General features: G+C 47.1%; 18 protein-coding genes. 14 read left to right on the plus strand and 4 right to left on the minus strand.

All coding sequences use genetic code 11. The annotated features are described in order from the left end of the window. The first annotated feature begins 82 nt into the window (after positions 1-82). Both ACFOGI_RS00240 and ACFOGI_RS00245 read left to right on the plus strand, forming a co-directional pair. Entirely contained in the window at positions 83-910 is an 828-nt protein-coding gene (locus ACFOGI_RS00240) for a manganese catalase family protein (RefSeq protein ID WP_390266660.1), read from the plus strand. 181 nt (positions 911-1,091) lie between these two features. Further along, positions 1,092-1,469: a YndM family protein gene (locus ACFOGI_RS00245; RefSeq protein ID WP_390266662.1), complete on the plus strand. Its 378-nt coding sequence runs from the start codon at positions 1,092-1,094 to the stop codon at positions 1,467-1,469. A 186-nt stretch (positions 1,470-1,655) separates the two neighbouring features. On the opposite strand, the gene ACFOGI_RS00250 is transcribed toward ACFOGI_RS00245, so the two are convergent. Then, a complete protein-coding gene (locus ACFOGI_RS00250) occupies positions 1,656-2,099 on the minus strand; it encodes a YndM family protein (protein ID WP_390266664.1) in 444 nt (147 codons plus the stop codon). A gap of 127 nt (positions 2,100-2,226) precedes the next feature. Here ACFOGI_RS00250 and ACFOGI_RS00255 point away from each other — a divergent pair, with 127 nt between their 5' ends. Next, on the plus strand, positions 2,227-2,466 hold the full coding sequence (locus ACFOGI_RS00255) for a hypothetical protein (RefSeq protein ID WP_390266666.1): 240 nt from the start codon (positions 2,227-2,229) through the stop codon (positions 2,464-2,466). Between the two features lie 42 nt (positions 2,467-2,508). On the opposite strand, the gene ACFOGI_RS00260 is transcribed toward ACFOGI_RS00255, so the two are convergent. Further along, complete coding sequence (locus ACFOGI_RS00260) at positions 2,509-3,600, minus strand: NAD(P)-dependent alcohol dehydrogenase (protein ID WP_390266668.1); 1,092 nt, start codon at positions 3,598-3,600, stop codon at positions 2,509-2,511. Positions 3,601-3,854: 254 nt separating this feature from the next. Here ACFOGI_RS00260 and gltB point away from each other — a divergent pair, with 254 nt between their 5' ends. Both gltB and ACFOGI_RS00270 read left to right on the plus strand, forming a co-directional pair. Further along, a complete protein-coding gene (gene gltB, locus ACFOGI_RS00265) occupies positions 3,855-8,417 on the plus strand; it encodes a glutamate synthase large subunit (protein ID WP_390266670.1) in 4,563 nt (1,520 codons plus the stop codon). Between the two features lie 21 nt (positions 8,418-8,438). Then, the gene (locus ACFOGI_RS00270; RefSeq protein WP_390266672.1) at positions 8,439-9,935 is read left to right on the plus strand and encodes a glutamate synthase subunit beta; all 1,497 of its coding nucleotides are present in this window, start codon (positions 8,439-8,441) and stop codon (positions 9,933-9,935) included. Positions 9,936-10,045: 110 nt separating this feature from the next. On the opposite strand, the gene ACFOGI_RS00275 is transcribed toward ACFOGI_RS00270, so the two are convergent. Beyond that, positions 10,046-10,660 carry a TetR/AcrR family transcriptional regulator gene (locus tag ACFOGI_RS00275; protein WP_390266674.1) on the minus strand — a complete coding sequence of 205 codons (615 nt, stop codon included), beginning with the start codon at positions 10,658-10,660 and terminating at the stop codon, positions 10,046-10,048. A gap of 280 nt (positions 10,661-10,940) precedes the next feature. On the opposite strand from ACFOGI_RS00275, the gene ACFOGI_RS00280 reads away from it, so the two are divergent. The 3 genes from ACFOGI_RS00280 to ACFOGI_RS00290 all read left to right on the plus strand — a co-directional run bounded on the left by ACFOGI_RS00280 (position 10,941) and on the right by ACFOGI_RS00290 (position 14,301). Beyond that, on the plus strand, positions 10,941-13,025 hold the full coding sequence (locus tag ACFOGI_RS00280) for an aryl-sulfate sulfotransferase (RefSeq protein WP_390266676.1): 2,085 nt from the start codon (positions 10,941-10,943) through the stop codon (positions 13,023-13,025). Between the two features lie 149 nt (positions 13,026-13,174). Continuing rightward, positions 13,175-13,792 carry a flavodoxin family protein gene (locus ACFOGI_RS00285; protein ID WP_390266678.1) on the plus strand — a complete coding sequence of 206 codons (618 nt, stop codon included), beginning with the start codon at positions 13,175-13,177 and terminating at the stop codon, positions 13,790-13,792. Between the two features lie 197 nt (positions 13,793-13,989). Beyond that, a complete protein-coding gene (locus ACFOGI_RS00290) occupies positions 13,990-14,301 on the plus strand; it encodes a hypothetical protein (RefSeq protein WP_390266680.1) in 312 nt (103 codons plus the stop codon). Between the two features lie 174 nt (positions 14,302-14,475). On the opposite strand, the gene ACFOGI_RS00295 is transcribed toward ACFOGI_RS00290, so the two are convergent. After that, the gene (locus ACFOGI_RS00295; RefSeq protein ID WP_390266682.1) at positions 14,476-15,690 is read right to left on the minus strand and encodes an ROK family transcriptional regulator; all 1,215 of its coding nucleotides are present in this window, start codon (positions 15,688-15,690) and stop codon (positions 14,476-14,478) included. A gap of 261 nt (positions 15,691-15,951) precedes the next feature. Between ACFOGI_RS00295 and xylA the strand changes: the two genes are divergently transcribed. From xylA to ACFOGI_RS00325, 6 genes are all read left to right on the plus strand, one after another. Further along, positions 15,952-17,277, plus strand: a complete 1,326-nt coding sequence (gene xylA / locus ACFOGI_RS00300; RefSeq protein WP_390266684.1) for a xylose isomerase — start codon at positions 15,952-15,954, stop codon at positions 17,275-17,277. A 27-nt stretch (positions 17,278-17,304) separates the two neighbouring features. After that, positions 17,305-18,801: a xylulokinase gene (gene xylB, locus ACFOGI_RS00305; RefSeq protein ID WP_390266686.1), complete on the plus strand. Its 1,497-nt coding sequence runs from the start codon at positions 17,305-17,307 to the stop codon at positions 18,799-18,801. A 149-nt stretch (positions 18,802-18,950) separates the two neighbouring features. Next, on the plus strand, positions 18,951-20,366 hold the full coding sequence (locus ACFOGI_RS00310) for an MFS transporter (protein ID WP_390266688.1): 1,416 nt from the start codon (positions 18,951-18,953) through the stop codon (positions 20,364-20,366). 25 nt (positions 20,367-20,391) lie between these two features. Next, the gene (locus ACFOGI_RS00315) at positions 20,392-21,999 is read left to right on the plus strand and encodes a glycoside hydrolase family 43 protein (protein WP_390266690.1); all 1,608 of its coding nucleotides are present in this window, start codon (positions 20,392-20,394) and stop codon (positions 21,997-21,999) included. A 188-nt stretch (positions 22,000-22,187) separates the two neighbouring features. Beyond that, on the plus strand, positions 22,188-23,621 hold the full coding sequence (xylE, locus tag ACFOGI_RS00320; protein ID WP_390266692.1) for a D-xylose transporter XylE: 1,434 nt from the start codon (positions 22,188-22,190) through the stop codon (positions 23,619-23,621). 63 nt (positions 23,622-23,684) lie between these two features. Beyond that, entirely contained in the window at positions 23,685-24,722 is a 1,038-nt protein-coding gene (locus ACFOGI_RS00325) for an aldose epimerase family protein (protein WP_390266694.1), read from the plus strand. Positions 24,723-24,866 lie beyond the last annotated feature (144 nt).

Genomic DNA, 24,866 nt, shown 5'->3' on the forward strand with positions numbered 1-24,866 from the left:
ACAACCGATGCGTCGGTAGAGTCGCTGTGCGATCGGGAACCCGTCCATCTTCCAAACTACTTTTCAGAAAGGCGGATGTTTGATGTTTACACATAAGAAGGAACTCCAATTCCACGCGAAACCGGAACGTCCGGATCCTGTCTATGCCAAAAAGCTGCAGGAAATACTCGGCGGGCAGTTCGGAGAGATCTCTGTTGCCATGCAGTATCTATTCCAGGGTTGGAATACGAGAGGAAATGAAAAATACAAGGACCTGATCATGGATACTGGTGCGGAGGAAATCGGCCATGTGGAAATGATTGCTACCATGATTGCGAGATTGTTGGACAAAGCTGCTGTAAAAGATCAGGAAGAAGCGGCGAAAGACCCGGTGATCGGTTCTATTATGGGCGACATGAATCCACAGCATGCAATCGTCAATGGGTTGGGCGCTGCTCCAAAGGATGCGAACGGCAACCCGTGGAACGCTGATTACATTGTATCCAGCGGAAATCTGTTGGCGGACATGCGTGCCAATGTGAATGCCGAATCCCAAGGGCGCTTGCAGGTTGCCCGTCTGTATGAGATGACGGAGGACCGCGGGGTCAGGGAAATGCTGTCCTTCTTGCTGGCACGCGACACTATGCATCAGAATCAGTGGATCGCAGCAATCAGGGAGCTTGAAGAAAAAGAAGGAGTCGTTGCACCGTCGACCGTTCCTCCAGAATGGGAAGCAACTGAATTCTCCCATCAGCTGATCAACTTCTCGGAAGGAGAAGAAAGTGCACAGCTCGATTGGATGGGCAAAGAAGCGCCTGACGGCAAGGCAAAGTTCGAGTATGCCAGCAAGCCTGTGGCCCATGCGGAAAAACCGAAATTGGAACCGGCACCTCCGTATGTGCATGACACACCACCACATGACCAGAAATAATGAAGTGATCGAAGGCTGTCCCTTAAGGAGACAGCCTTTCGTTTGGATTTTTTTGGAATTATGGCTTGACATACGTTTATTCCCACCATATCCGGGAAAAGCATAGTAAGCCCAGAGAGAAGCGAAGACCGGGCGACAATCGAACGCATTTCTATCATTCATCTAAAGGAGGTAAGACATCATGGAACATGGAAAGGCGCTTTTGATTAAAGGCCTGTTGACACTGGTCGCACTGTACTTGGTACTGGGAATTGGTTATGGAATGTCCTTCTGGAATGTATTGATCATTACGGTGGTTCTTGGAGCCATCTCCTATTTTGCCGGGGATCTTGGTGTCCTCCCGAAGAATGGAAATATGATGGCGACGATGTCGGATCTAGGGTTGACGTTCGTTGTGGTATGGCTGCTGGGAATGGCGCTGTCCAGTATTGCTTGGGAGTCCATGGCAGTAGCAGCGATCATTTCTGCATTGGTCATTGCAGGGGCTGAATATTTCTTCCACATTTATATTACAAGAAATGGCCCTGTCGGACACAACCGCTATTCTACTTCCCATTAATAGGAAGGTTCTGAATGCAAGGTTCTGAACGGCATGGTGAATAGTACGGACTAAAGCAGTTCAATTGCTGATCAATTGGACTGCTTTTTCTGGTTATTTGTGGATATCCTGATTCTCCTTTTCGGTTATACACGATACTATCCGCGAGTGAGCCTCGATTTAAAAGGAACAGCCCGGAGCCCCGGGCTACTTCTTCTCCTTTTCATCATGTCTGTGTTCTTCAGCAAATTCTGTTTGCAGCTGTTCTCTCCGTATGCCTTGGCCCTTTTCCTGTTCATCATCGTCAATCAGCACTTTCTCTTGCATGTAAATATGGAAAAGCGCTTCACTGATTGCTATGAAAAAGCCGATGAACAGAGCTGCGGTGAATACAGGGAATCCTTGGTCCACGAAAATCATGCTGAGGAGCCAGACGGCAACGGCACAAAGGCCGAAGTCGGCAATGGATGCGATTGTATTTCCATAACGGGGGAGTATGAATAAATCCCCAATCAGATAAGCGGCACCGGTGATCAGAAGACTCATCCACAATATCTCCCCAAGGCTGGCCGCTTCGAAGATGGTCAAAATGGAGAAGAGGACCGTTGCTGTTATCAAAAATTTGATCAATAAAGCCCAAATATGTCGCATATTTTCCAATCCTTTCTTTCATCTACTCTTATTAGGATGTGAGGTTTCCGGGGGAATATTCCTCCGGTTTAGTTGGTGACGGGGGTGGGGAAAAAGATTAATGACCATCCAAAAGGAGGTAATTCCAATGTCCATTTCAGGTCTGAACACACTGAAGAAGGGTCAGCACTACACGGCAAAAGAACTGGACAGTTTCATCAGCACGACGGACGCGGTACTACTCTCCAATAATGAAAATCAGTTGTTCACCGATCCGGAACGGGAATACAAGGTGACACACGAATTAGACGGTTTTTTCGAACATTCCGAGGAGGATGCAGAGAAGCACTTCCGGGAGAAAAAAGCATATGTCGTGGAAAAAGCGTAATGGATATAAGAAAACTGCGGCGCCTGAATGCGCCGCAGTTTTTTATGGCATTTTCACGATCGGTTTCACGGTTTTTCCTTCTTTAGATTCATCAAAGGCCTTATTGATCTCTTCCATTTCATAGAACTTAACCAGTTTATCGAAAGGGAACTGTCCTTGTTTATAATACTCCACCAATTTCGGGATGAATATTTGGGGAACGGAATCTCCCTCAATGGCTCCAACCAGGCCTTTTCCTTCCGCCATGATGTCTTCGAACACATTGAACTCTGTTTCTTGGGTGACACCGACTACAGCTGAAGTGCCACGCGGCTTCAATGCATGCAATGATTGGATGGCCAGTGCCGGTACACTGGTTGTTTCCACCGAGTAATTGGTGCCTCCATTGGTGATACGTTTAATTTCTTCCACTGTGTCGGCATCTTTTCCATTGATGGTGTGGGTCGCGCCGAGCTCCTTGGCCATCTCTAGCCGGCTCTCATGAAGGTCGACCGCGATGATTTTGGAACAGCCGACAATCTTGGCTGCCATGATGGCACTTAATCCGACGGCACCACAGCCGAACACTGCCACGGTTTCCCCGAAGGTGGGCTGCAGCTTATTGAGGATGGTGCCGGCGCCGGTCTGGATTCCGCAACCGAGCGGCCCCAACAGCTCCAGATCCACATCTTTATCCACTTTCACCACATTTCGTTCGTTGGCAACAGCGAATGTCCCGAAAGAAGATTGCCCGAAAAAGCTGGATACCTCCTGACCATCTTGATGCAGTCGCTTGGTCTGGTCGTTCATGATTCCGCCGAAATTAAGGTCATTGAACCGTAGGCAATAGGCGGGATGGCCGGTCAGGCAGTTTTCACAGTGCCCGCAGGAAGAAAAGGAGAGTACCACATGATCACCAGGCTCTACCGTTTGGATGCTGGATCCTACCTTCTCTACGATGCCTGACCCTTCATGCCCCAAAACGGCAGGAAGCGGGACCGGCACATCCTGATCCCGTGCCACGGCATCTGTGTGGCAGACACCTGATGCGACTACTTTGATCATCACTTCATCGTGCTTAGGATCATCCAGTTGGACTTCCTCCAGTTGGAAATCCTCCCCTTTTCCATGCGTTACTGCAGCTTTAATATCCATATACATACCTCCATAACATTCGTTGGACTTACCTTTCAGTTTCCCCATAGTCAGGGGAAGTAATCTAAGTGGCGGAGATATCCCATTCCATCCCATTGATATAGCATGTTGGACAAAGTGTTATGCCATTCCCGATATAATTCATATCAAATTGAGATTATTTTTAGCTAAAATCCATATTGTATAGATGAATGAATAGTCTTATAATTAAATGAGATTGAAATTACAGATTCCTACGAACGGAGGTATAAAGGATGGATTATCATCAACTACCAGAAGCGCAAGGCCTTTACCGTCCTGAGTTTGAACATGATGCGTGCGGCATCGGCTTATATGCAGAGATGAACGGAAATCCGAACCATGATATTGTCCGAAAGGGACTGGAAATGCTGCGCAGGCTCGATCATCGCGCCGGCCAGGGGAGTGATCCTTTGACAGGGGATGGGGCCGGATTGATGGTACAGGTACCTGATCAGTATTTCCGAAAGGTGCTGACAGATATAGAACTGCCGGAACAAGGAAGGTATGGTGTAGGGATGATTTTCTTCTCCCAAAACGATGAAGCGAGGGAGGAGATGGAACAGAAAATCAATGGGTTTATTGAGCAGGAAGGGCAAAGGGTGCTCGGATGGAGGTCGGTCCCTGTGAAGCCGGATGTGCTCGGTGAACAAGGGCGTTCCAGTTGTCCGGTCATCCGCCAGGTGTTCATCGGAGCGGATGCATCGATCGAGGAAGAAATAGAGTTGGAGCGGAAGTTGTATTTGATTCGCAAGCAGGCGGAGAATGCAGCAAGGGGAAAGGAAGATCGGTTCTATTTCACCAGTCTTTCTACGCAGACGATTGTCTACAAGGGTCTGCTGACACCGGAGCAAGTGGATGCATTCTATCTCGATTTGCAGGATGAGGATTTCGTGTCCGCCTTTTCCCTCGTGCACTCCCGGTTCAGTACCAACACATTCCCGAGCTGGGAAAGGGCCCACCCGAACCGTTACCTCATGCATAATGGCGAGATCAATACATTGAGGGGCAATGTCAATTGGATGCGTGCTCGGGAAGGGCAGCTTGTTTCCGAAGCATTCGGTAATGATCTGGATAAAGTATTTCCGATACTGGACCCGGATGGAAGCGACTCCTCCATTCTCGATAATGCATTGGAATTCTTTGTGCTGGCCGGCAGACGGCCTGCCCATGCAGCCATGATGATGATTCCGGAACCATGGGTGAACAATCCGCATATGTCTCCGGAAAAGAGAGCTTTCTATGAGTACCACAGCACCTTGATGGAGCCGTGGGACGGACCTACTGCCATATCCTTTACGGATGGAAAACAGATTGGGGCTATTCTTGATCGGAATGGTCTGCGCCCGGCAAGGTATTATGTGACCAAAGACGACTATCTTATTTTCTCCTCGGAAGTCGGTGTCATCGATGTGGAAGAGGAAAACGTCCTGTATAAAGATAGACTGAGCCCAGGGAAAATGCTCCTGCTTGACTTGGAAGAAGGCCGGATCATTTCGGATGAGGAGATCAAAGAAGAAATGGCAGCGGGCGAGCCCTATCAGGATTGGCTGGATGACCAGCTGATGGAATTGGAGGACGGAAAAGAGGAAGAGGCAGAGCATTCCTTGCAAGACTTGCTGAAACGGCAGAAAGCATTCGGGTACACGTATGAGGATGTACAGAAATATCTGGTGCCGTTGGTCAGTGAGAAAAAGGATCCGATCGGTGCCATGGGGAATGATGTGCCACTGGCGATATTATCCGACCGGCCGCAATCACTATTTTCCTATTTCAAGCAATTATTCGCCCAGGTAACGAACCCTCCGATCGATGCCTACCGAGAACAGCTGGTAACGTCGACGATGACACTTTTGGGTGCAGAAGGCAATATCCTCCACCCTGATCAGACCAACTGCCGCAGACTGAAATCGGCTTCACCAGTGCTTTCCGGCCAACAGATGAGGCGTCTGAAAAATAATGAGTTTGATGGGTTTGAAGCAGAAATCATTCCTGCTCTGTTTGAAAATGATTTGGAAGCGGCACTGGAGGAAGTCTTCCGTTTTGCGGAGGATGCGATCGAACGAGGGATCAGCCTGTTGATTCTGTCGGACAGGGAAATGGATGAAACCAGAACAGCTATCCCATCCTTGCTTGTGGTAAGTGCGCTGCATCAGCATCTCATCCGTCAGGGAACCCGGACAAAGGTGAGCATTGTCGCGGAAAGCGGAGAGGCGAGAGAGGTCCATCATTTTGCTGCATTGATCGGCTATGGTGCAGATGCCATCCATCCTTATCTCGCATTGCAGACCATCCACCAGGCGATCGAGGAAGGGATGCTTCACGAAGATTACTCGGAGGCAGTGAGGAAGTATATCGATGGCATCACCGAGGGCGTGGTGAAAGTCATGTCCAAAATGGGCATATCCACTGTCCAAAGCTATCGGGGTGCGCAAATTTTCGTAGCCGTAGGGATCAGCCGGGAGGTCATCGACCGATACTTCACCGGTACCGCCTCGCAAATTGGCGGCATTGGCATGGAAACCATTGCCGAAGAAGCCAAGAAACGTCATCAGCAGGCATATGCAGATGACATCGACGGAGCATTGGATTCAGGCTCTGATTTCCAGTGGAGACGAACAGGGGAACATCATGCTTTCAACCCGACAACCATCCACAAGCTCCAGTGGGCCTGCCGGAGAGGGGATTATGATCTTTTTAAAGAATATTCCACTGCAGCTAATGAGGAGCGCCTCAGTTTCCTGAGAAACCTGTTCCGTTTCAAGAAAAAAGAAGATGCATTGCCGCTCTCGGAAGTGGAAGCAGCCGATTCCATCGTCAAACGCTTCAAGACAGGCGCAATGTCGTTCGGCTCCTTGAGTCAGGAAGCGCATGAGGCATTGGCCATCGCCATGAACCGGATCGGTGGAAGAAGCAACAGTGGGGAAGGTGGAGAAGACCCGAAACGTTTCATCCCAGATGCGAATGGAGATCTCGCAAGAAGCTCGATTAAACAAATCGCTTCCGGACGGTTTGGCGTCAACAGCCACTATCTGGTGAATGCTGATGAATTGCAGATCAAAATGGCGCAGGGTGCCAAGCCTGGTGAAGGCGGCCAGCTGCCTGGGAATAAAGTGTACCCTTGGGTAGCCGAAGTGCGTGGTTCCACACCGGGTGTCGGGCTCATTTCACCGCCACCGCATCATGATATCTATTCGATCGAGGACCTTGCCCAGCTGATCCATGATCTGAAAAATGCCAATCGTGATGCACGGATCAGTGTCAAGCTCGTGGCCAAAGCGGGTATCGGCACGATTGCGGCAGGTGTGGCGAAGGGCTCTGCCGATGTAATTTCGGTCAGCGGCTATGACGGAGGGACAGGTGCCTCTCCGAGAACGAGTATCAAGCATAGCGGCCTGCCATGGGAACTAGGTCTGTCCGAAACCCATCAGACCTTGATGCTGAATGGCTTGAGGGACCGGGTAGTACTGGAAACCGATGGAAAATTGATGACCGGGAAAGATGTGGTAATGGCCGCGATTCTTGGAGCAGAGGAATACGGATTTGCTACTGCACCACTTGTCGTACTTGGCTGTGTGATGATGCGTCTATGCCATGTGGACACTTGCCCGGTAGGGGTTGCCACTCAAAATCCGGAATTGAGGAAGAAGTTCATGGGTGATCCTGATCATGTGGTGAATTTCATGTACTATATTGCCGAGGAAGTCCGCGAAATCATGGCGGAGCTCGGGTTCCGGACAATGGATGAATTGATTGGACGCACAGATGTGCTGGAAGTGAGCGACAGGGCGAAGAACCACTGGAAAGCAGGTTCATTGGATCTTTCTACCCTATTGTTCCAGGCAGAAGGCACACGCACTTGCAAAACCACCCAGGATCATAAGCTGGAGGAAAGCCTTGATATGAGAGAATTGCTGCCAGCTGTTGAAAATGCCATCGAGAATCAGGAACCGGTGGATGTTGCGTTGGCGATCACCAATACCGACCGGGTGGCAGGGACCATTGTAGGCAGTGAAATTTCCAAGCGTTACGCAAGTGCAGGACTGCCAGAGGACACGATTACCCTCCGGTTCCATGGGTCTGCGGGCCAGAGTTTCGGTGCGTATATACCAAAAGGCATGACGATGCGGCTGACCGGAGATGCCAATGACTATGTCGGCAAGGGGCTGTCCGGCGGGAAAATCATTGTCAACGCACCGGAGCAGGAAGGAAGGCATGAATCGGAACAAGTGATCATTGGGAATGTCGCCTTCTATGGTGCAACGGCTGGTGAAGCCTATATCAATGGCTATGCAGGAGAGCGTTTTGCGGTACGGAATAGTGGATCGGACGTAGTGGTCGAAGGGATCGGTGACCATGGTTGTGAATATATGACCGGCGGCCGTGTCGTGGTCCTCGGGAACGTTGGCAAGAACTTTGCGGCGGGCATGTCCGGTGGTGTCGCCTATGTCCTGGCTGATGATGCAGAAAAGTTCCAGAAACTGTGCAATATGGAAATGATCACGTTGGAGAAGCTGGATGCGGAGAAGGAAGTGGAAGAGGTAAAAGAAATGATTCGTCGGCACTCCAATTACACGGACAGTAGAAAAGCTTCCTTCGTCCTTGACCAGTGGGAAGACGTCCGGCAGAAATTCGTGAAGGTGATCCCGAAAGATTATAAAGCGATGCTTGCCAGGATGGATTACTACAAGCAGCAGGGCTTGAAAGAGGAAGAGGCAGCCATGCATGCTTTCGAGGAGAAGAAACAGAAGAAGGCGGCCACTGCTCCTGTGAAAAATGAAAAATTAGTGACTTTATGAAAGGGAAGGAGAGCGTAAGCGATGGGGAAACTAACAGGGTTTATCGACTATAAGCGGGAAAACAGGAAGGAACGTGACCCCGTTGAACGGATAAAGGACTGGCAGGAATACGATGCTCCTTTCTCTGATGAAGTGTTGAGCAGACAAGGGGCAAGGTGTATGGACTGTGGTACGCCTTTCTGTCAGATGGGGGAGGAGATTCAAGGTGTCACCTCCGGCTGTCCGATCTACAACCTGATTCCGGAATGGAATGACTTGGTATACAAAGGGCAGTGGAAAGAGGCGCTGAACCGGCTGATGAAGACCAATAACTTCCCGGAATTCACCGGGAGGGTCTGCCCGGCACCGTGTGAGGGCTCCTGTACGGTAGCCATCAATGATCCTGCTGTAACCATCAAGAGCATCGAGCGGACCATCATCGACAAGGGATTCGAGAACGGGTGGATCACACCAAGGGTGCCAAAAGAGCGGACAGGGAAGAAGGTGGCCATTATCGGTTCCGGTCCCGCCGGGCTTGCGGCTGCCGACCAGTTGAACCAAGCCGGACATACGGTGACAGTCTTTGAACGGGATGACCGTGCCGGCGGCCTGCTGATGTATGGGATTCCGAACATGAAGCTGGATAAGGATGTCGTTGAGCGGCGTGTCCGTCTGCTGGAGCAGGAGGGAATCGATTTTATCTTGAATACCGAGGTGGGCAGGGATATTTCCGCAGAGGAAGTGAAGGCCGACTATGATACCGTACTTCTTTGTACAGGGGCCCAGAAGCAGAGGGACCTTGTCATCGAGGGCAGGGAAGCGGATGGTGTGCATTTTGCCATGGATTACCTGAAGGAATCCACCAAAAAGCTGCTTGGATCAGAAGTGGAGGAGGAGCAGTCCATCGATGCAGTAGGGAAGGATGTCATCGTCATCGGTGGTGGTGACACAGGAGCAGACTGCATTGCAACTGCTCTGCGACAGAACTGCCGCAGTATCGTCCAATTCGGCAAACATCCGAAACTTCCGCTGGTACGTACGGAAGCCAATATGTGGCCGCAATATCCGAATGTATTCAGTGTCGAGTATGCCCATAAGGAGGCCACGGCAGCATTCGGAGAGGACCCGAGGCAATATTCCATCCAGACAAAACGCTTCGTCAAAGATGAACAAGGCAATCTGAAAGAATTGCATACGGTCGAGATGGAGAAAGTCCAGGATGAACATGGGCAAATGGCCTACAGGGAAATCCCCGGGACGGAAAAAGTATGGCCTGCACAGCTGGTGTTCATTGCAATCGGTTTTGAAGGACCGGAGCAAGAGGTGCTCGAAAGCTTCGGGGTGAAAACATTCAACCAAAAGGCAGATGCCAAATACGGTACCTTCGAAACAAATGAAGAACATGTCTTTGCTGCAGGTGATGCAAGACGGGGGCAGAGCCTGATTGTCTGGGCCATCAACGAAGGTCGTGAGCTGGCCCATGAAGTGGATGAGCAGCTGATGGGGAAAACGGCCTTGCCATCTTATCTGGAATCATGATCCACGTACTTGTTGCAAGGATAATAGAAGAAATAATGGAGATGCATGACGGAATAAACACGCAAAAGCGCCAATCCTCGAGGGGGTTGGCGCTTTTTTGCGTGGTGGACTCAAGCCCTGATCGCCTTCATATACAGACGGGTGCCGATGTCGGCTAGTTCCTCCTCGCTCAAGTCATTCTCTGTCTTCATCTGCTGTAAGCTCACGGAGGAGATGATCCCGGAGAGAGTTCCCAAAAGGATGGAGGGCGGAACCGTCGAATCAATCAAGCCTTCTGATTGGCCATCCTTCAGCAAGGGGATGAAATATTCGGCAATGGTATCTTCCACTTGTTGTAGATCCTTTTGTTTGCTCTTCAGGAATATCGAGAGCTCCCCAAGGGAGGACAGGAATGATAGAGACAGCGATGAATTCTTTTGTAAAAAGTTCAAGATGCTCCTATAAATAAAAGATTCGATTTGTTCGATGACTGGAAGGTCCGTCGAGATCTTCTCATCAAGATGCTGCAAGAAGCTTGGCAAGTCACCGAAAAGCAGATGGAAGATAAGATCCTCCTTTGATTTGAAATGTCGGTAGAGGGTGACTTTCGTAATTCCTACACGGGCGGCTATTTCGTCCATGGACATGTCATAATAGCCTTTTTCCTTTAACAGTGCTTCTGTGACTTCAAGAATATAAGCTTCCCGCTGTTGTTGGATTTGTTTTCTGGAAAATGGTCCTGTCATACACTCAGTCCTTATTATTGCATTTTCGGAGAAGTCTCCCGTTAGATCCATTCGTTGCACGGAGGTGTTTCTCCCCCATTACTATACGATGATTATATCATGCCATAACCTTTTGTGGGGATGCATCATCCCCTTATTACTTTTGGACTATTTTTACAACCACTCTATGAAATTAGTTGATTTTCAAATGAGGGTAAAGTTATGATTGTAAACGTTAGGTAAATTAGTATACTATCAGTTTACATTAGTGGACTGTGACACAACAAGGGAGGACAAAACCATGAGATTCAGAAAAACAGCGCTTACTGCAGTTGCTTTCTTGCTTCTGTTGACATGCTCTGCGCCAACATTGGCAGTGGATGCGCAAGGGAAGCCGGAATGGTCGGGTAATCAGCAGGCTGCCGATAATGTACCGGACAGTGATGTGCTGGAAACCCAAACCACGCTGGAACAGAGCCTGAAAAAAGAGTACAAAAAAGGCGATTATACGTTAGCCGATCCGTTGGTCGCGGAAGATCCATATGGATGGTCGCCGCTGACGGCACTTGTCTTATTTGAAACAGATCGGCAATCAAAAGTGACGGTGGAGGTTGAAGGAAAAGACGAACATACCGGCGTCAAGCATACCTTCGATGAATTTACCAAGAAACATCAGGTGCCTGTTTATGGGCTGTATGCTGGAACGGACAATAAAGTGACTATTACCATCACGGATAAAAAAGGAAACAAGGAATCAAACGAATTGACGATCACAACCGATCCGTTGCCTGAATCCATACAGGAGGTGGAGGTGAAAACAGCAAACCCGGAGAAAATGAAGGATGGGCTCACGTTCACCAGTAATATGTTTGCTTTTGATGTGAATGGAGATGTGCGCTGGTACATAAATTCCGCTGATTACCAGGAAGCCCCGATTGAGGAGCAAAGTTCGATGACGAGGCTCGAAAATGGGAATTTCCTCGTGCAGACCGATCAGCTGCAGGCACCAGTCTATTATAAGACCGGCCTGCTGGAAATGGATCTGATGGGCAAAGTGTATAAGATTTATAATGTAAACGGGCAGCATCACGATGCAGTGGAGCTCCCGAATGGCAACATTCTTACACTGGCTGAAAAAGAGCATGCCAAGACGGTAGAAGATTATGCCATTGAGATCCACCGGAACTCCGGCAAAATTGTCAATGAGTATGAGCTTGGGGAAATTGTCCAAATGGAAGGTGGAATTTCCAATGAGCAGTATATTCATGAAACGATCGAAGGCTTCCGTGAACTGATGCCTGATGCCTCGGAGGAAGAAATCAAACAGCAGGCGATCGCTTTCAATAAAAAAGATTACTTGCATGTAAATTCCATTTTCTACGTGGAGGAAGACAATTCCATCATCTTTTCTTCCCGGCACCAGGATGCTGTCGTTAAATTTGACAAAGCGACAGGAGAAGTAATCTGGGTTCTGAGTGATCCGGACAGAGGGGAGTGGCCGGAAGAGCTTCAGGATAAACTGCTTACACCGGTAGGGGAAGATTTCCAATGGCAGTATGGCCAGCATGCCGTTTCTCAATTGGACAACGGCAATATCCTTCTCTATGACAACGGGAATGGGCGGACGGAAGATGTGAACGACAATTATTCACGCGCCGTTGAATATAAAATAGATAAAGAGAATAGGACCGTCGAACAGGTATGGAGTTATGGAGAGGAACGTGGGAGTGAAGATTTCACACCGTTTATATCGGACGCGGATCATCTTGGCGGCAACAGCTACCTCATGACATTCGGAGGTCATATTACGAATGATGATGGAGAAGTAATCGGCAATCTGTTCTCCCAGACCCTGCCAGAGAATTATGTGGAGGGAACCGTTGTCGAAGTAGTGGATGATGAAGTCGTATTGGAAGCAGACCTTGGCTATACCTATCGAACCGAGCGGAATGTATTGTATGTGGAAGAGGATGAATATGACCTCGGGAAGAAAAAAGCCAAACGGCTTGGAGAGCTCCATGAAACTCCACAAGCAGAAATCAACTTTTCACCGGAAGACGCCGCAGCATTAAGCCCCTCCGCTTTAGCGTGGGAGGAATTCCAGGATGAAGGCAACCTGCTGGCTATAAAAGGCAGCGTCGAAACCGAATCAGATACCAATGATGTGTATCTGGTGCTTGATCCGTTGAAACATGGAGTGTCCTTAACCTATCACGCTGGAACCAATGGAAACATCCACGCGCCTGTACCGGGAATGGCCGCCAACCCATACCAGGTGAGCAAAACCGGGCTACCGAATGGTACATATTCCATCGATATCTTGGTTCGGGATGCGAGCGGCAAGGATTATTATACGGAGACAGGATATTACTGGACAGTGAAATAATAGGGAATAAAACGATCAGCAAGAACCTGGAGCGGCTCTTCTGGTCGTTTTTTCTTTTCTCCTGGCAACGGCGCTGTCCATGATGTTTGGTTCCTGGAACCAAAGGGGTAGAGATTTGTATCGTATTGATGAAGAAAGGAAGGTCATCCATGTCTCTGAAAGCATTGTATTTGAACACATCATTGAAAAAGAGTGGGGAGACTTCTAACACCGAAGCCCTTATCGAAAAGTCCATCGAGTGGATGAAGAAAGAGAATGTTGACACAGAAGTCCTCCGGATTGCAGATCATACCATCATACCTGGAATGAGCCCGGATATGGGTGAGGGGGACGAATGGCCACAAATCATGGATAAAGTCATGCAGGCTGACATCATCATCATGGGGACACCGATCTGGAATGGAGAAAAAAGCAGCCTGGCGTCCCTGGTGATGGAACGGTTATATGCCCAGAGTGGGGAAACAAACGACCAAGGGCAATCCATCTATTACAACAAAGTTTTCGGTTCCCTGGTCACAGGGAACGAAGATGGAGCGAAAGAGGCAGGGAGGTCCATTCTCTTTGGCATGGTAAACCTCGGATTTACGGTCCCGCCTAATGTGAATGCTTACTGGGTCGGTGAAGCAGGCCCCGGCCCATCGTACATTGAAGCAGGGCAGGATAGTGAGTTCACCGAAAAATACACGGAAATGATGTCATACAATCTCATCCATTTTGCCCGGATGCTTAAAAGCAACCCGATTCCGGCAGAGGGCAATGTCATGTGATGAAGGCATTGGAATAGAGCGGTCAGTTCATCCTGAAATGGAGCTGGCCGCTTTTTCTATGGGCCGTCCATGGAAAATGGTTTTCCACGTGGTATGATGTGCCTATTTTCTGAATATACCGTGCCTTATGGGGTGGGGTTTGATAAAATGAAAACCATGATGCTCTGTGTAAGGATAAACAGAGAAGGGGTGATCGTATGCAATTATTTACGAGAGCAGCAACACTTTTCATGATCTCCTTTTTACTCGTCTTCGGCGGGGTTGGCATCTATGCCATGACCTTGGACTTGGAGCCAGGCGAGAGTATAGGTAAAGGCTGGCATTTGATCAAGAGCCATGCAGTGGAATATGAGGTCGTGAATGGGACAAGGGAAGTAGTTGCTACTAGTATTCAAGTAGGCAGCGGGATGGTCAACATCTCCTTTCTATTGAGTTCTTCCCTCACCATTCTCTACCTGTTCGTCTTCTTCTTTCGCAAAAGTGGCAGGAGGACGGCAAGCGGACAGTGAGTCGACATGTTGGCCATGATAAAAGGAGCCGCCGTTCGGCCTTATTTCCCGTCGTTTGTTTGGGCTATTGGTGCTGGTTCAACAGTAGAGTCCGTTATGAAGGGGCGCAATCCTGGAGGGACTGCGCTTTTTTTTACCATTCATCTATTCGGAGCAATACTTCCTATGAGTATCTTAAATTTGTATGGTCTTGGGAAAGGAATGCAGGCTTTCTAATCTCTGGGTTGAGAAAAAGTTGGAAATGGATATGGAAGCAGCCCCTAGTGCACTGGAATATTTGCCAAGAACAGAGAAGTTGACCACCGTATTTTCTTTATGCAGCTCAGACAACCTTTCTTGCAGCACATGCTTGATCGGATTTTCAATCCAGTTGTTCAGCTGGGATATCCTGTTTCCGATAATGACCATTTCCGGGTTGAAGGTATTGATGACATTGGTCAATCCGATGCCTATATACTCCCCCAGTGTATGCAAGACGTGCAACACTTTCGGATTCCCCATTTTAGCATCCGCCATGATCTCTTCTAAGCTAATATCTTCCCGATCATTCAAGACCTTCTGTTGCGTTGCATTTTGTAGAAGAGCATTTTCAGAAGCGTATAATTCCCAGCATCCATGATTCCCACAGGTGCATTTCCGTCCATTTGCTTCTATTGTGAAATGCCCGATTTCTCCCGATATGCCGGAAGTTCCGGAGTAGAGTTCGTTATGGATGATGATCCCTGCGCCGATCCCGATGCCAATGCTGATATATACCAAATTAGAAATGTCTTTTCCGGCACCATACAGGTTTTCTCCCCGCGCCCCACAATTTGCCTCGTTCTGGATATATACCGGAATATCGAATTCTCCCTCGATATCGGCTTTCAAGTCAACTTCGTTCCATTTCAGGTTCGGAGCAAATAAGATTTTTTCGTCCAGATCAACGTAACCAGGAGCCCCGATGCCGATCCCGATCACACCATATGGGCTGTCTTGCGCTTTCGCCATCAACGATTCAATGATGGCATTCAAAGAACGCTTCACTTCCGTATATTCTGTGCTACTGAGTGGGCTGCTGAGTTCTTCCATGATCGTCCCGTTCAGGTCCGTCAACACCCCTAAAATATAATTGACCCCCAAGTCTATCCCGATGGAATAACCTGCATGATTGTTGAAGTACAGCATCACCGGCTTTCTCCCGCCGCTGGATTGGCCTGACTCCATCTCATTGACGAATGATTCATCAATCAATTCGGAGGCCATCGTTGAAACGGTCGCTTTATTCAATCCGGTATTTTTAGAGATTTGCGTCCGGGACATGGGACCTTTATTTTTAATGGAATTAAAAACAATAGACTTATTCATTTGTTTCACGAAGTTCTGGTCGCCTGTTCGCTGTTTTTTCATATTGTTTTCTCCTTAAAACATCGGTTTTTCTCATTCTACCATAAAAATTCCCAGTGTTTGAGTTATTGTAGCCACTTTGTTTATTGATTAATCTAAATGAAAGAATTTAAATGAATTACAAGCGTTTTCAATGCTAGTTTCGTTGTAAAAATAAAGAAAATAACCGAGAAAATCTATTGACAACGTTTACACAAAGATTTAGACTTAGTTTAAAGGTTAAACAAAGTTAGTTACATAACAACAAGAGAGGGAGTTGGAAATATGAGTTATTTTTCAAATATAGACAAGATAAAGTATGAAGGTCCTAAATCGACCAATCCATATGCATTCAAATTTTATAACCCGGAAGAGAAAATCGGTGGAAAAACGATGGAAGAAATGCTTCGCTTCGGTGTGGCCTACTGGCATACATTCACCGAGGATTTGTCCGATCCATTCGGTGCCAGAACCGCGATACGTCCATGGGATAACTATACGGGTATGGATCTGGCCAAGGCACGAGTGGAAGCTGCTTTCGAATTTTTCGAGAAGCTGGATGTCCCTTATTTCTGTTTCCATGATGTCGATATAGCTCCGGAAGGATCGACATTAAGGGAAACCAACCAAAACCTGGATACGATCGTTTCCATGATCAAAGATTATATGAAAGACAGCAAAACGAAACTGCTTTGGAATACGGCAAATAACTTCAGCCATCCTCGTTTTGTCCATGGTGCCGGCTCTTCCAATAATGCGGATGTATTCGCTTACGCTGCAGCAAAAGTGAAGAAAGGCTTGGATATCGGCAAGGAATTAGGCGCTGAAAACTACGTGTTCTGGGGCGGCCGGGAAGGTTATGAGTCGCTGTTGAATACGGATATGAAACTGGAGATGGACAACCTCGGACGTTTCTTCCATATGGCCGTGGACTATGCGAAGGAAATCGGATTCGACGCCCAATTCCTTATCGAACCGAAACCGAAGGAACCGACCACCCACCAATATGATTTTGATGTAGCGAGCGGTTATGCATTCTTGCAGCATTATGGTTTGCAGGATCACTTCAAGTTCAATATTGAAGCAAACCACGCAACGTTAGCAGGCCATTCGTTCGAACATGAGCTGCGTTACGCTAGAACCCATGACATGTTAGGTTCTGTCGATGCCAACCAAGGACATCCATTACTGGGATGGGATACCGATGAATTCCCGACAGACTTGTCTTCTACTGTTCTAGCAATGTATGAGATTATCAAAAACGGTGGCCTTGGCCGGGGCGGATTGAACTTTGATGCGAAGGTGCGACGCGGATCGTTTGCTCCCGAGGACTTGTTCCATGCGCATATTGCCGGTATGGACAGCTTTGCAGTCGGCCTGAAAGTCGCCCAGAAACTGGTGGATGACCGTGTGCTTGATGGACTGGTGGAAGAACGTTATAACAGTTTTGGAAGCGGGATAGGTCTTGCCGTCGTAAATGGAGAGACAGATTTCCGTCAACTTGAAGAGCATGCACTGGGACTGAAGGAGATCAAGAATGAATCAGGAAAAGTGGAGCAGATCAAAGCTACCATCAACCAATATTTGTTGACGGCTTTTGCAGGTGAATAATCTTTCATATACAGGAGAGGGTTTGCAGTGAAATACGTAATTGGAGTCGATCTAGGGACAAGCGCTGTCAAGGTTCTATTAATCAACCAAGATGGCGTAGTTACTCAGGAAGTTTCCAAAGATTATCCATTATACCAGGAAAGAACTGGATATAGCGAACAGGATCCTAGGGATTGGGTTGATCAGACAATCAAAGCATTGTCTGATCTGACCCGTCAATTTGAAGGGGATCCCACGGATATTGAAGGCATCAGTTTTTCTGGTCAGATGCATGGATTGGTGTTGCTGGACGATAGAAATGAAGTGCTGAGGAATGCGATTCTTTGGAATGATACGCGCACGACTCAAGAATGTAACGAAATTTATGAGCGAGTCGGCAAGGACCGTTTATTGGACATAACGAAAAACCTGGCACTCGAGGGATTTACATTACCTAAAATACTTTGGGTCAAAAATAATGAACCAGATCTTTTCAAGGAAGCACAAACATTCGTGTTACCAAAAGATTATGTCCGTTATAGACTGACAGACATGCTGCATATGGAATACTCCGACGCAGCAGGTACACTATTAATGGATGTGAAACAGAAAGAGTGGAGCAGAGAAATTTGTGAAACGCTTGATATACATCCGGATATCTGTCCACCATTGGTCCACTCGTTTGACGAAGTAGGAACAATCACTTCTGAAGTGGCAGAAATGACTGGCCTGAACCCTTCCACCCGAGTATTTGCCGGTGGAGCAGACAATGCCTGTGGCGCAATAGGGGCAGGGATCTTGGAAGAAGGAAAGACAATGGCAAGCATCGGTACTTCAGGTGTAGTCCTTTCATATGAAGAAAGCGGTGACAAAGACTTTCAAGGGAAAGCTCATTATTTCAATCATGGTACTCGGGACGGCTACTATACCATGGGGGTGACACTAGCTGCGGGCTACAGTCTGTCATGGTTCAAGGATGTGTTCGCCAAGGATGTCGCTTTTGAGGAATTGCTAGCTGAGGTTGATACTGTACCTCCAGGTTCTAATGGCCTGTTGTTCACGCCATACATAGTTGGAGAAAGAACCCCGCATGTCGACCCAGACATCCGCGGTAGCTTTATCGGAATGGATGCTTCCCACCGCATGGAACATTTTGCTCGTTCTGTTATGGAAGGGATTACATTTTCCTTGAAGGAATCACTCGAAATCTTTCGGGAGAGCGGAAAAACCATTGATACAGTCGTTTCCATCGGTGGTGGTGCTAAAAACGAGAGCTGGCTTCAACTCCAGGCGGATATTTTCAATACCAGAGTCGTCAAATTGACGAGTGAGCAAGGGCCTGGGATGGGGGCCGCCATGTTGGCTGCATATGGCTGCGGCTGGTTCGAGACGCTCAACCACTGTGCGGATGCATTCCTGAAGGAAGAAAAAATCTATGAGCCGAATGTTGAAAACGCAACCATCTATGAGGAATTATTCGAACTATACCAGCAAGTCTATTCCTCGACAGCCTCGTTGAATCGTAAATTGATGGATTATCGATGATTTAGTTGGGTTCAGGTAAGCCGGGGGATTGGAAGGGTGGAGCAAAGGATGCCCTCCATTACCAGCCGGTGGGGCAATCAACGTTTACTACTACATGTCCAGCAGCCAGCACCAGGTGTCAAAAGGGCCATAAAAAAGGTGGGATAAATATGGAGATCAAAGAACCAAAAGTAAATGATCATCACATCGTGAACACGTACAAACTGAAAATGAGTGAGAAGTTGACGTTCGGTTTAGGAGATTTCGGCGCCAATTACAGCTGGACGTTTATCGCTTCCTTTATAATCATTTATATGACGGACATAGTAGGCATCGGTGCTGGGATAATTGGTACCATCATTTTCATTTCCCGCATTACGGACGGGGTTTCCGATTTGTTTATGGGAACGGTGATCGATAATACTAAAGCAAAAATGGGGAAAGCGAAACCTTGGGTGTTTTATACGGCTCCCATTTTAGGCTTATTGACATTTTTGCTGTTCAATGTGCCGGATGCCCTGGGGCAGACAGGGAAGATCGTGTATATAGCTGTCGTCTATACATTGATCTCGACTATTTTCTATACTGCTAACAATGTTGCTTATTCATCCCTGACTTCGTTTATGACGAATGATAAAAAAGACCGTGTGTCTTTAGGGAGTATCCGCTTTATCTTTGCGAATATTGCAGTGTTGTCCATCACCACCTTTACGACGTTCCTTGTAGATGGATTTGGCGGCGGACAACAAGGTTGGACGATTACCGCAGCGATTTACGGCTTGCTATGTGCGCTTCCTTTGATGGCTACTGGGTGGTTTGTGAAAGAAAGGAATATTGCCGAGAAGAAAAATGATCAACATAAAGCGTCATTTACCATCATTATGAAAGTCCTCTTCAAAGACAAATACTTTATCTTAACGCTGGTTCTGTATCTTCTATGGTATTTGAGACAAACAGAAAATGGCGTAAGAGTGTACTATGCAACCTATGTGTTTGATGAGCCTAATGTCATGGCTTTGCTGAGTACGGCTGCACTGTTGCCTATGATCATCGGCCTGCTCTTTGCTCCGAAAATTGCCGGCAAGTTTGGTGTAAGAAAAAGCGTGAATATGGGCTTGGCCATTTCCGTGATTTCCTACATCATCATGACGTTATTCTCCGAAAGCCTGACCATGCTATTGATCGGGTTGGTTATAAACGCCCTTGGTCTAGTACCTTTACAAGCAGCTCTTAGCGCTATTGTAGCGGATGTCGGGGACTTGGTCTATTGGAAGACAGGAGTGCCGGTTCAAGGTTCTGTATTCAGCTTGACCAGCGCTGGCATGAAGATAGGGTCGGGGCTGCAAGCAGCTATTGTCGGTTGGGCTCTGTCAATTGGCGGTTATGTTGCAGGGGCATCGACCCAGCCGGACAGTTCCATTGCTGCCATGAAAACCATGCTGATCTATTCCCCCTTCCTGATGGTTGTCCTGATGATCATCACAATGGCTTCGTTGAATTATGAAAAATTCATCCCAATTGTCAAAAGGGAAATTCAAGAAGGAAGAGTCGGAAAGGATCGTACCGAACACCTAATAAACTATTAGAAACTTATCTTAGGAGGCAAACTACATGACTACCATAAAGAATCCGATTTTGACTGGTTTCCATCCAGACCCCAGTATTTGCCGGGCAGGCGAAGACTATTATATTGCCGTATCCACATTTGAATGGTTTCCTGGTGTAGGAATTTACCATTCAAAGGATTTGAAAAACTGGAGGCTCATTTCAAGGCCGCTGAACCGGATGAGCCAACTGGATATGAGGGGGAATCCTGATTCTGGAGGAGTCTGGGCACCTCAATTATCTTACCATGATGGAAAGTTCTGGCTCATCTATACGGATGTGAAGGTGACGGATGGCCAATGGAAAGATTGTCATAACTACTTGGTAACTTGTGACGAAATTGATGGAGAATGGACAGAGCCTGTATATCTGAACAGTTCAGGGTTTGACCCATCCTTATTCCATGATGAGGACGGAAAGAAATATCTAGTCAACATGCTCTGGGATCCCCGAGTAGGGAATCATAACTTTTACGGGATTGTAATGCAAGAATATGATCATGAACAGAAAAAGCTGGTAGGGAAGGCAGAGGTCATCTTCAAAGGGACGGATGTAAAATTAACAGAAGCCCCTCATATTTATAAAATAGGTGAATATTACTATCTGTTAACCGCAGAGGGCGGAACAAAGTATGATCATATGGCTACCATTGCAAGGTCGAAGCAATTGAAGGGACCATATGAAGTTCATCCTGATAATCCTTTGATTACTTCCTGGCCATACCCGCGAAATCCATTACAGAAAGCAGGGCATGCTTCCATTGTCCAAACCCATACGGATGAGTGGTTCCTGGTCCATCTCACTGGGCGCCCATTACCTGAAGAAAGCCAACCTTTATTGGATCCACGGGGGTATTGCCCGCTTGGCCGTGAAACAGCCATTCAACGATTGGAATGGGCTGACGGCTGGCCATATGTTGTAGGCGGTAATGAGCCATCCTTGGAAGTGCAAGGTCCTGATATAGAAGAGGTGAAATGGGAGCAGGAATATCCAGAGAAGGATGAGTTCAACAGCCATGAATTGAACGCTCATTTTCAAACCCTCCGTATCCCGTTGGAGGAAGATGCCCTATCACTTGAAGATCAACCAGGACATCTCCGTCTATACGGAAAGGATTCACTGACATCCAAGTTCAAACAAGCCTTCGTAGCAAGACGCTGGCAGCATTTTGCATTCATGGCAGAAACAAAGGTGTCTTTCCATCCGGATACTTTCCAACAAGGTGCCGGTCTCGTCAACTATTATAATACGGAAAATTGGTCGGCACTGCAGATTACTTGGGATGAAGAGAAGGGGAGAATTCTTCAGCTTACAACCTGTGACAATTTTACATTCGACCAACCTCTAAAAAAGAATGTGATTGTCATTCCAGAAGATCAAGCGTATGTATATATGCGTGCAGAAGTGGATGTCAATACGTATCATTATTCCTATTCATTCGATGGAGAAAATTGGTCGGCAATTCCGATCGACTTGTATTCCTATAAGCTGTCGGATGATTATATTCGGGGCGGCGGATTCTTTACGGGTGCATTTGTCGGGATGCAATGCCAAGATACTTCTGGACAAAACAGGCCTGCTGATTTCGATTACTTTATCTATAAAGAGAAATAAGTGGGTGAGGTGTAGAGGGCTGTCAATAGAAATTGGCAGCCTGCTTTCATACTTGCAAGGTGATGGCGATATGGGAATACGTACAGAAACAGTAGAGTAACTGGAAACTATTTAAATTCTATTGTTTCTACATATGTCCAGATGAGAAGGGGGGGCAGTGAGAGGGTGGAAATGCCTCTCACAGGATTATGAGAAAGTTACATAGTAATAATTATGTCTTTTCTATTGCGTTGATTGCAGCTTTGGGTGGATTGCTATTTGGTTATGATACGGCTGTCATATCCGGTGCTGAACAGTCCGTGCAAATTTATTTAATTGATAACTTGGGTTTAAGTTCATTTGTACACGGTTTAACCGTTTCTAGTGCACTGATCGGCTGTATCATCGGTGGTTTGTTGTCAGGTTTCTTCTCCAATAATTTTGGAAGAAGAAATTCCTTGATTATAGCTGCTACCTTATTCTTTATCTCAGCTTTAGGATCTGCTTATCCAGAGTTCTTGTTTTTTGAGGTTGATAACCCAACCATAGGGCTATTAGTAATGTTTAATTTCTATAGAATAATAGGTGGGATAGGGGTCGGTATAGCCTCAGCCACTGCCCCAACCTATATTGGAGAGATTGCTCCCCAGGGGATCAGGGGAACACTTGTCTCTTGGTATCAATTTGCTGTCATCTTTGGGCAGCTAGTCGTTTATTTTGTGAATTGGGGAATTGCGAGCGGGCAATCAACTGCATGGGTGAATGACATAGGCTGGAGATATATGTTCGCTTCAGAAGTCATACCAGCATTATTATTCTTTGTCCTTTTATTCTACGTACCAGAAACTCCAAGGTATTTGGCATCTAAAAATAGAGAGCGTGAAGCTCTAGGCATATTATCCAGAATTAATGGTTCCAAAGAGAAGGCTAAAGAGGTGTTGAGTGATATAAACGAATCTCTAGCTTCCAGGGACTCTACTGGAAGATTATTTTCTTTTGGAAAAACCGTCGTTGTTGTAGGGATCATGCTTTCCATATTCCAACAATTCGTTGGTATTAATGTAGCTTTATATTATGCCCCGCGAATCTTTGAAAGCATGGGTGCTGGGGGAAATGCTTCCATGCTTCAAACCGTCATTATGGGGGTTGTTAATGTAGGGTTTACTGTAATAGCTATCCGTAAAGTGGATAAATGGGGTCGTAAGCCGCTCTTAATGGTTGGTTCCATTGGCATGGCCATTGGAATGTTCGGGGTCGCTTTATTAGCTCAGAATGAAGTCTTCGGGTTGTGGACGTTGTTCTTTATCATCATTTATACAGCCTCCTTTATGATGTCCTGGGGTCCGATTTGTTGGGTCTTGTTATCTGAGATATTCCCGAACAAAATTAGAGGGCAGGCTATGGCTATAGCAGTTGCAGCTCAATGGGCGGCAAACTTCTTCATCTCCTCCACCTACCCAGCAATGATCGATATTAGCGGTGGATTGACATACGGATTTTACGGTTTAATGAGTGTGATTTCCGCTATCTTCGTATGGAAGATGGTACCTGAAACAAAAGGGAGATCTCTGGAACAGCTGGAGAATTTATGGAGGAAAGGAAGAAAAGAACCATTAACTTCTGTGGAAGCAAGCAACCGATAAAAATAAGATTTAAAAGTAGGAGAGGCGTTGATCCTCTCTTACTGTTGGAATGGAGATGTTTTGATGGTTTTAGAGGAAGAACCTTTACCTGGAAATTGGAAGCTATTTAAATTGAAGAACCAGCAAGGAATGGAAGTACATATGCTGAACTACGGAGGCATCATCACAAAAATCCTGACACCGGACCGACATGGGAAATTGGAAAATGTGGTGTTGGGTTATCGGAAACTAAGTGATTATGAAACAGATCCTTATTTCTTAGGAGCGATGATAGGCCGGGTAGCGGGACGGATAAAAGAGGCGCATTTCACGATCCATGAAACAAGATATGAATTGGAAGCGAATGATGGAAGGAACCATTTGCATAGCGGATCCCATGGGTTTCATCAGATGATGTGGGATGCAGAACCGTTTGAACGAGAAGACAATGTTGGGGTGAAACTCCGATATCTAAGCAAGGATGGGGAAAATGGGTATCCGGGAAATGTCGAGGTAGCTGTTACATATACCCTGACCAACGATAATGAACTGGTGCTGGATTATTGGGCTAGTACAGATCAAAGGACTCCGCTGGCGTTGACGAATCATTCCTATTTTAATTTGACAGGCGATATGAAAGGCACGATACATGACCACCTTGTTAAGATAGACAGTCAGTATTTTGCAGAACTGGACGCAGATCTGATTCCTACTGGGCGACGACTGGACGTGGCGGGAACTCCTTTCGATTTCAACCGGGGCAGAAAACTGGGGGAAGGGATCGCAGCAGATAACGCGCAAAATGAACTAGCAGGAAACGGCTATGATCATTACTTCTTCTTCCATGAACCGGAACAGAAAAAAGCAGTCGTGAAAGAAGAAGGTAGTGGGCGAACCCTGACCATGGAAACCAATCAGCCGGGCATGGTGATGTACACCTCGAACAATCTGGAGAATGGCCTGGTGTTATCAGAAGGAGCGGCAGAGCCCTATTCCGGCGTTTGCTTCGAGACGCAAGGATCACCTGCTTCTCTTCACGAAAAGGAGTTTCCGCGTATTGTTTTAGACCCGGAAGAAGAATACCAACAGAGAACCCTGTTCCGGTTCGGGGTGGACGATTAGGGTGGGCATCCTCTACCGGTTTGCCGGGTACTATCGGGAACCATTGGAAGTTGCCATCCCCGAGTGATCAAAGACGCGCGACGCGTCTTTTTTCTTATCTGAAAAACACGATGTGGCGTAGAATTCCAACAACCCAGCCGCTTG

It is taken from the genome of Virgibacillus xinjiangensis (assembly GCF_042643145.1).
GTDB classification, from domain to species: Bacteria; Bacillota; Bacilli; order Bacillales; family Amphibacillaceae; genus Virgibacillus_O; species Virgibacillus_O xinjiangensis.

Bases quoted from the DNA above. Each gene is read 5' to 3' on its own strand.
- ACFOGI_RS00260 (WP_390266668.1), bottom strand. From the start codon at position 3,600: ATGGATATTAAAGCTGCAGTAACGCATGGAAAAGGGGAGGATTTCCAA.
- ACFOGI_RS00245 (WP_390266662.1), top strand. From the start codon at position 1,092: ATGGAACATGGAAAGGCGCTTTTGATTAAAGGCCTGTTGACACTGGTC.
- ACFOGI_RS00285 (WP_390266678.1), top strand. From the start codon at position 13,175: ATGTCTCTGAAAGCATTGTATTTGAACACATCATTGAAAAAGAGTGGG.
- ACFOGI_RS00280 (WP_390266676.1), top strand. From the start codon at position 10,941: ATGAGATTCAGAAAAACAGCGCTTACTGCAGTTGCTTTCTTGCTTCTG.
- xylA (WP_390266684.1), top strand. From the start codon at position 15,952: ATGAGTTATTTTTCAAATATAGACAAGATAAAGTATGAAGGTCCTAAA.
- ACFOGI_RS00315 (WP_390266690.1), top strand. From the start codon at position 20,392: ATGACTACCATAAAGAATCCGATTTTGACTGGTTTCCATCCAGACCCC.
- ACFOGI_RS00325 (WP_390266694.1), top strand. From the start codon at position 23,685: ATGGTTTTAGAGGAAGAACCTTTACCTGGAAATTGGAAGCTATTTAAA.
- ACFOGI_RS00275 (WP_390266674.1), bottom strand. From the start codon at position 10,660: ATGACAGGACCATTTTCCAGAAAACAAATCCAACAACAGCGGGAAGCT.
- ACFOGI_RS00295 (WP_390266682.1), bottom strand. From the start codon at position 15,690: ATGAAAAAACAGCGAACAGGCGACCAGAACTTCGTGAAACAAATGAAT.
- ACFOGI_RS00290 (WP_390266680.1), top strand. From the start codon at position 13,990: ATGCAATTATTTACGAGAGCAGCAACACTTTTCATGATCTCCTTTTTA.
- xylE (WP_390266692.1), top strand. From the start codon at position 22,188: ATGAGAAAGTTACATAGTAATAATTATGTCTTTTCTATTGCGTTGATT.
- ACFOGI_RS00250 (WP_390266664.1), bottom strand. From the start codon at position 2,099: ATGCGACATATTTGGGCTTTATTGATCAAATTTTTGATAACAGCAACG.
- ACFOGI_RS00270 (WP_390266672.1), top strand. From the start codon at position 8,439: ATGGGGAAACTAACAGGGTTTATCGACTATAAGCGGGAAAACAGGAAG.
- ACFOGI_RS00240 (WP_390266660.1), top strand. From the start codon at position 83: ATGTTTACACATAAGAAGGAACTCCAATTCCACGCGAAACCGGAACGT.
- gltB (WP_390266670.1), top strand. From the start codon at position 3,855: ATGGATTATCATCAACTACCAGAAGCGCAAGGCCTTTACCGTCCTGAG.
- ACFOGI_RS00255 (WP_390266666.1), top strand. From the start codon at position 2,227: ATGTCCATTTCAGGTCTGAACACACTGAAGAAGGGTCAGCACTACACG.
- ACFOGI_RS00310 (WP_390266688.1), top strand. From the start codon at position 18,951: ATGGAGATCAAAGAACCAAAAGTAAATGATCATCACATCGTGAACACG.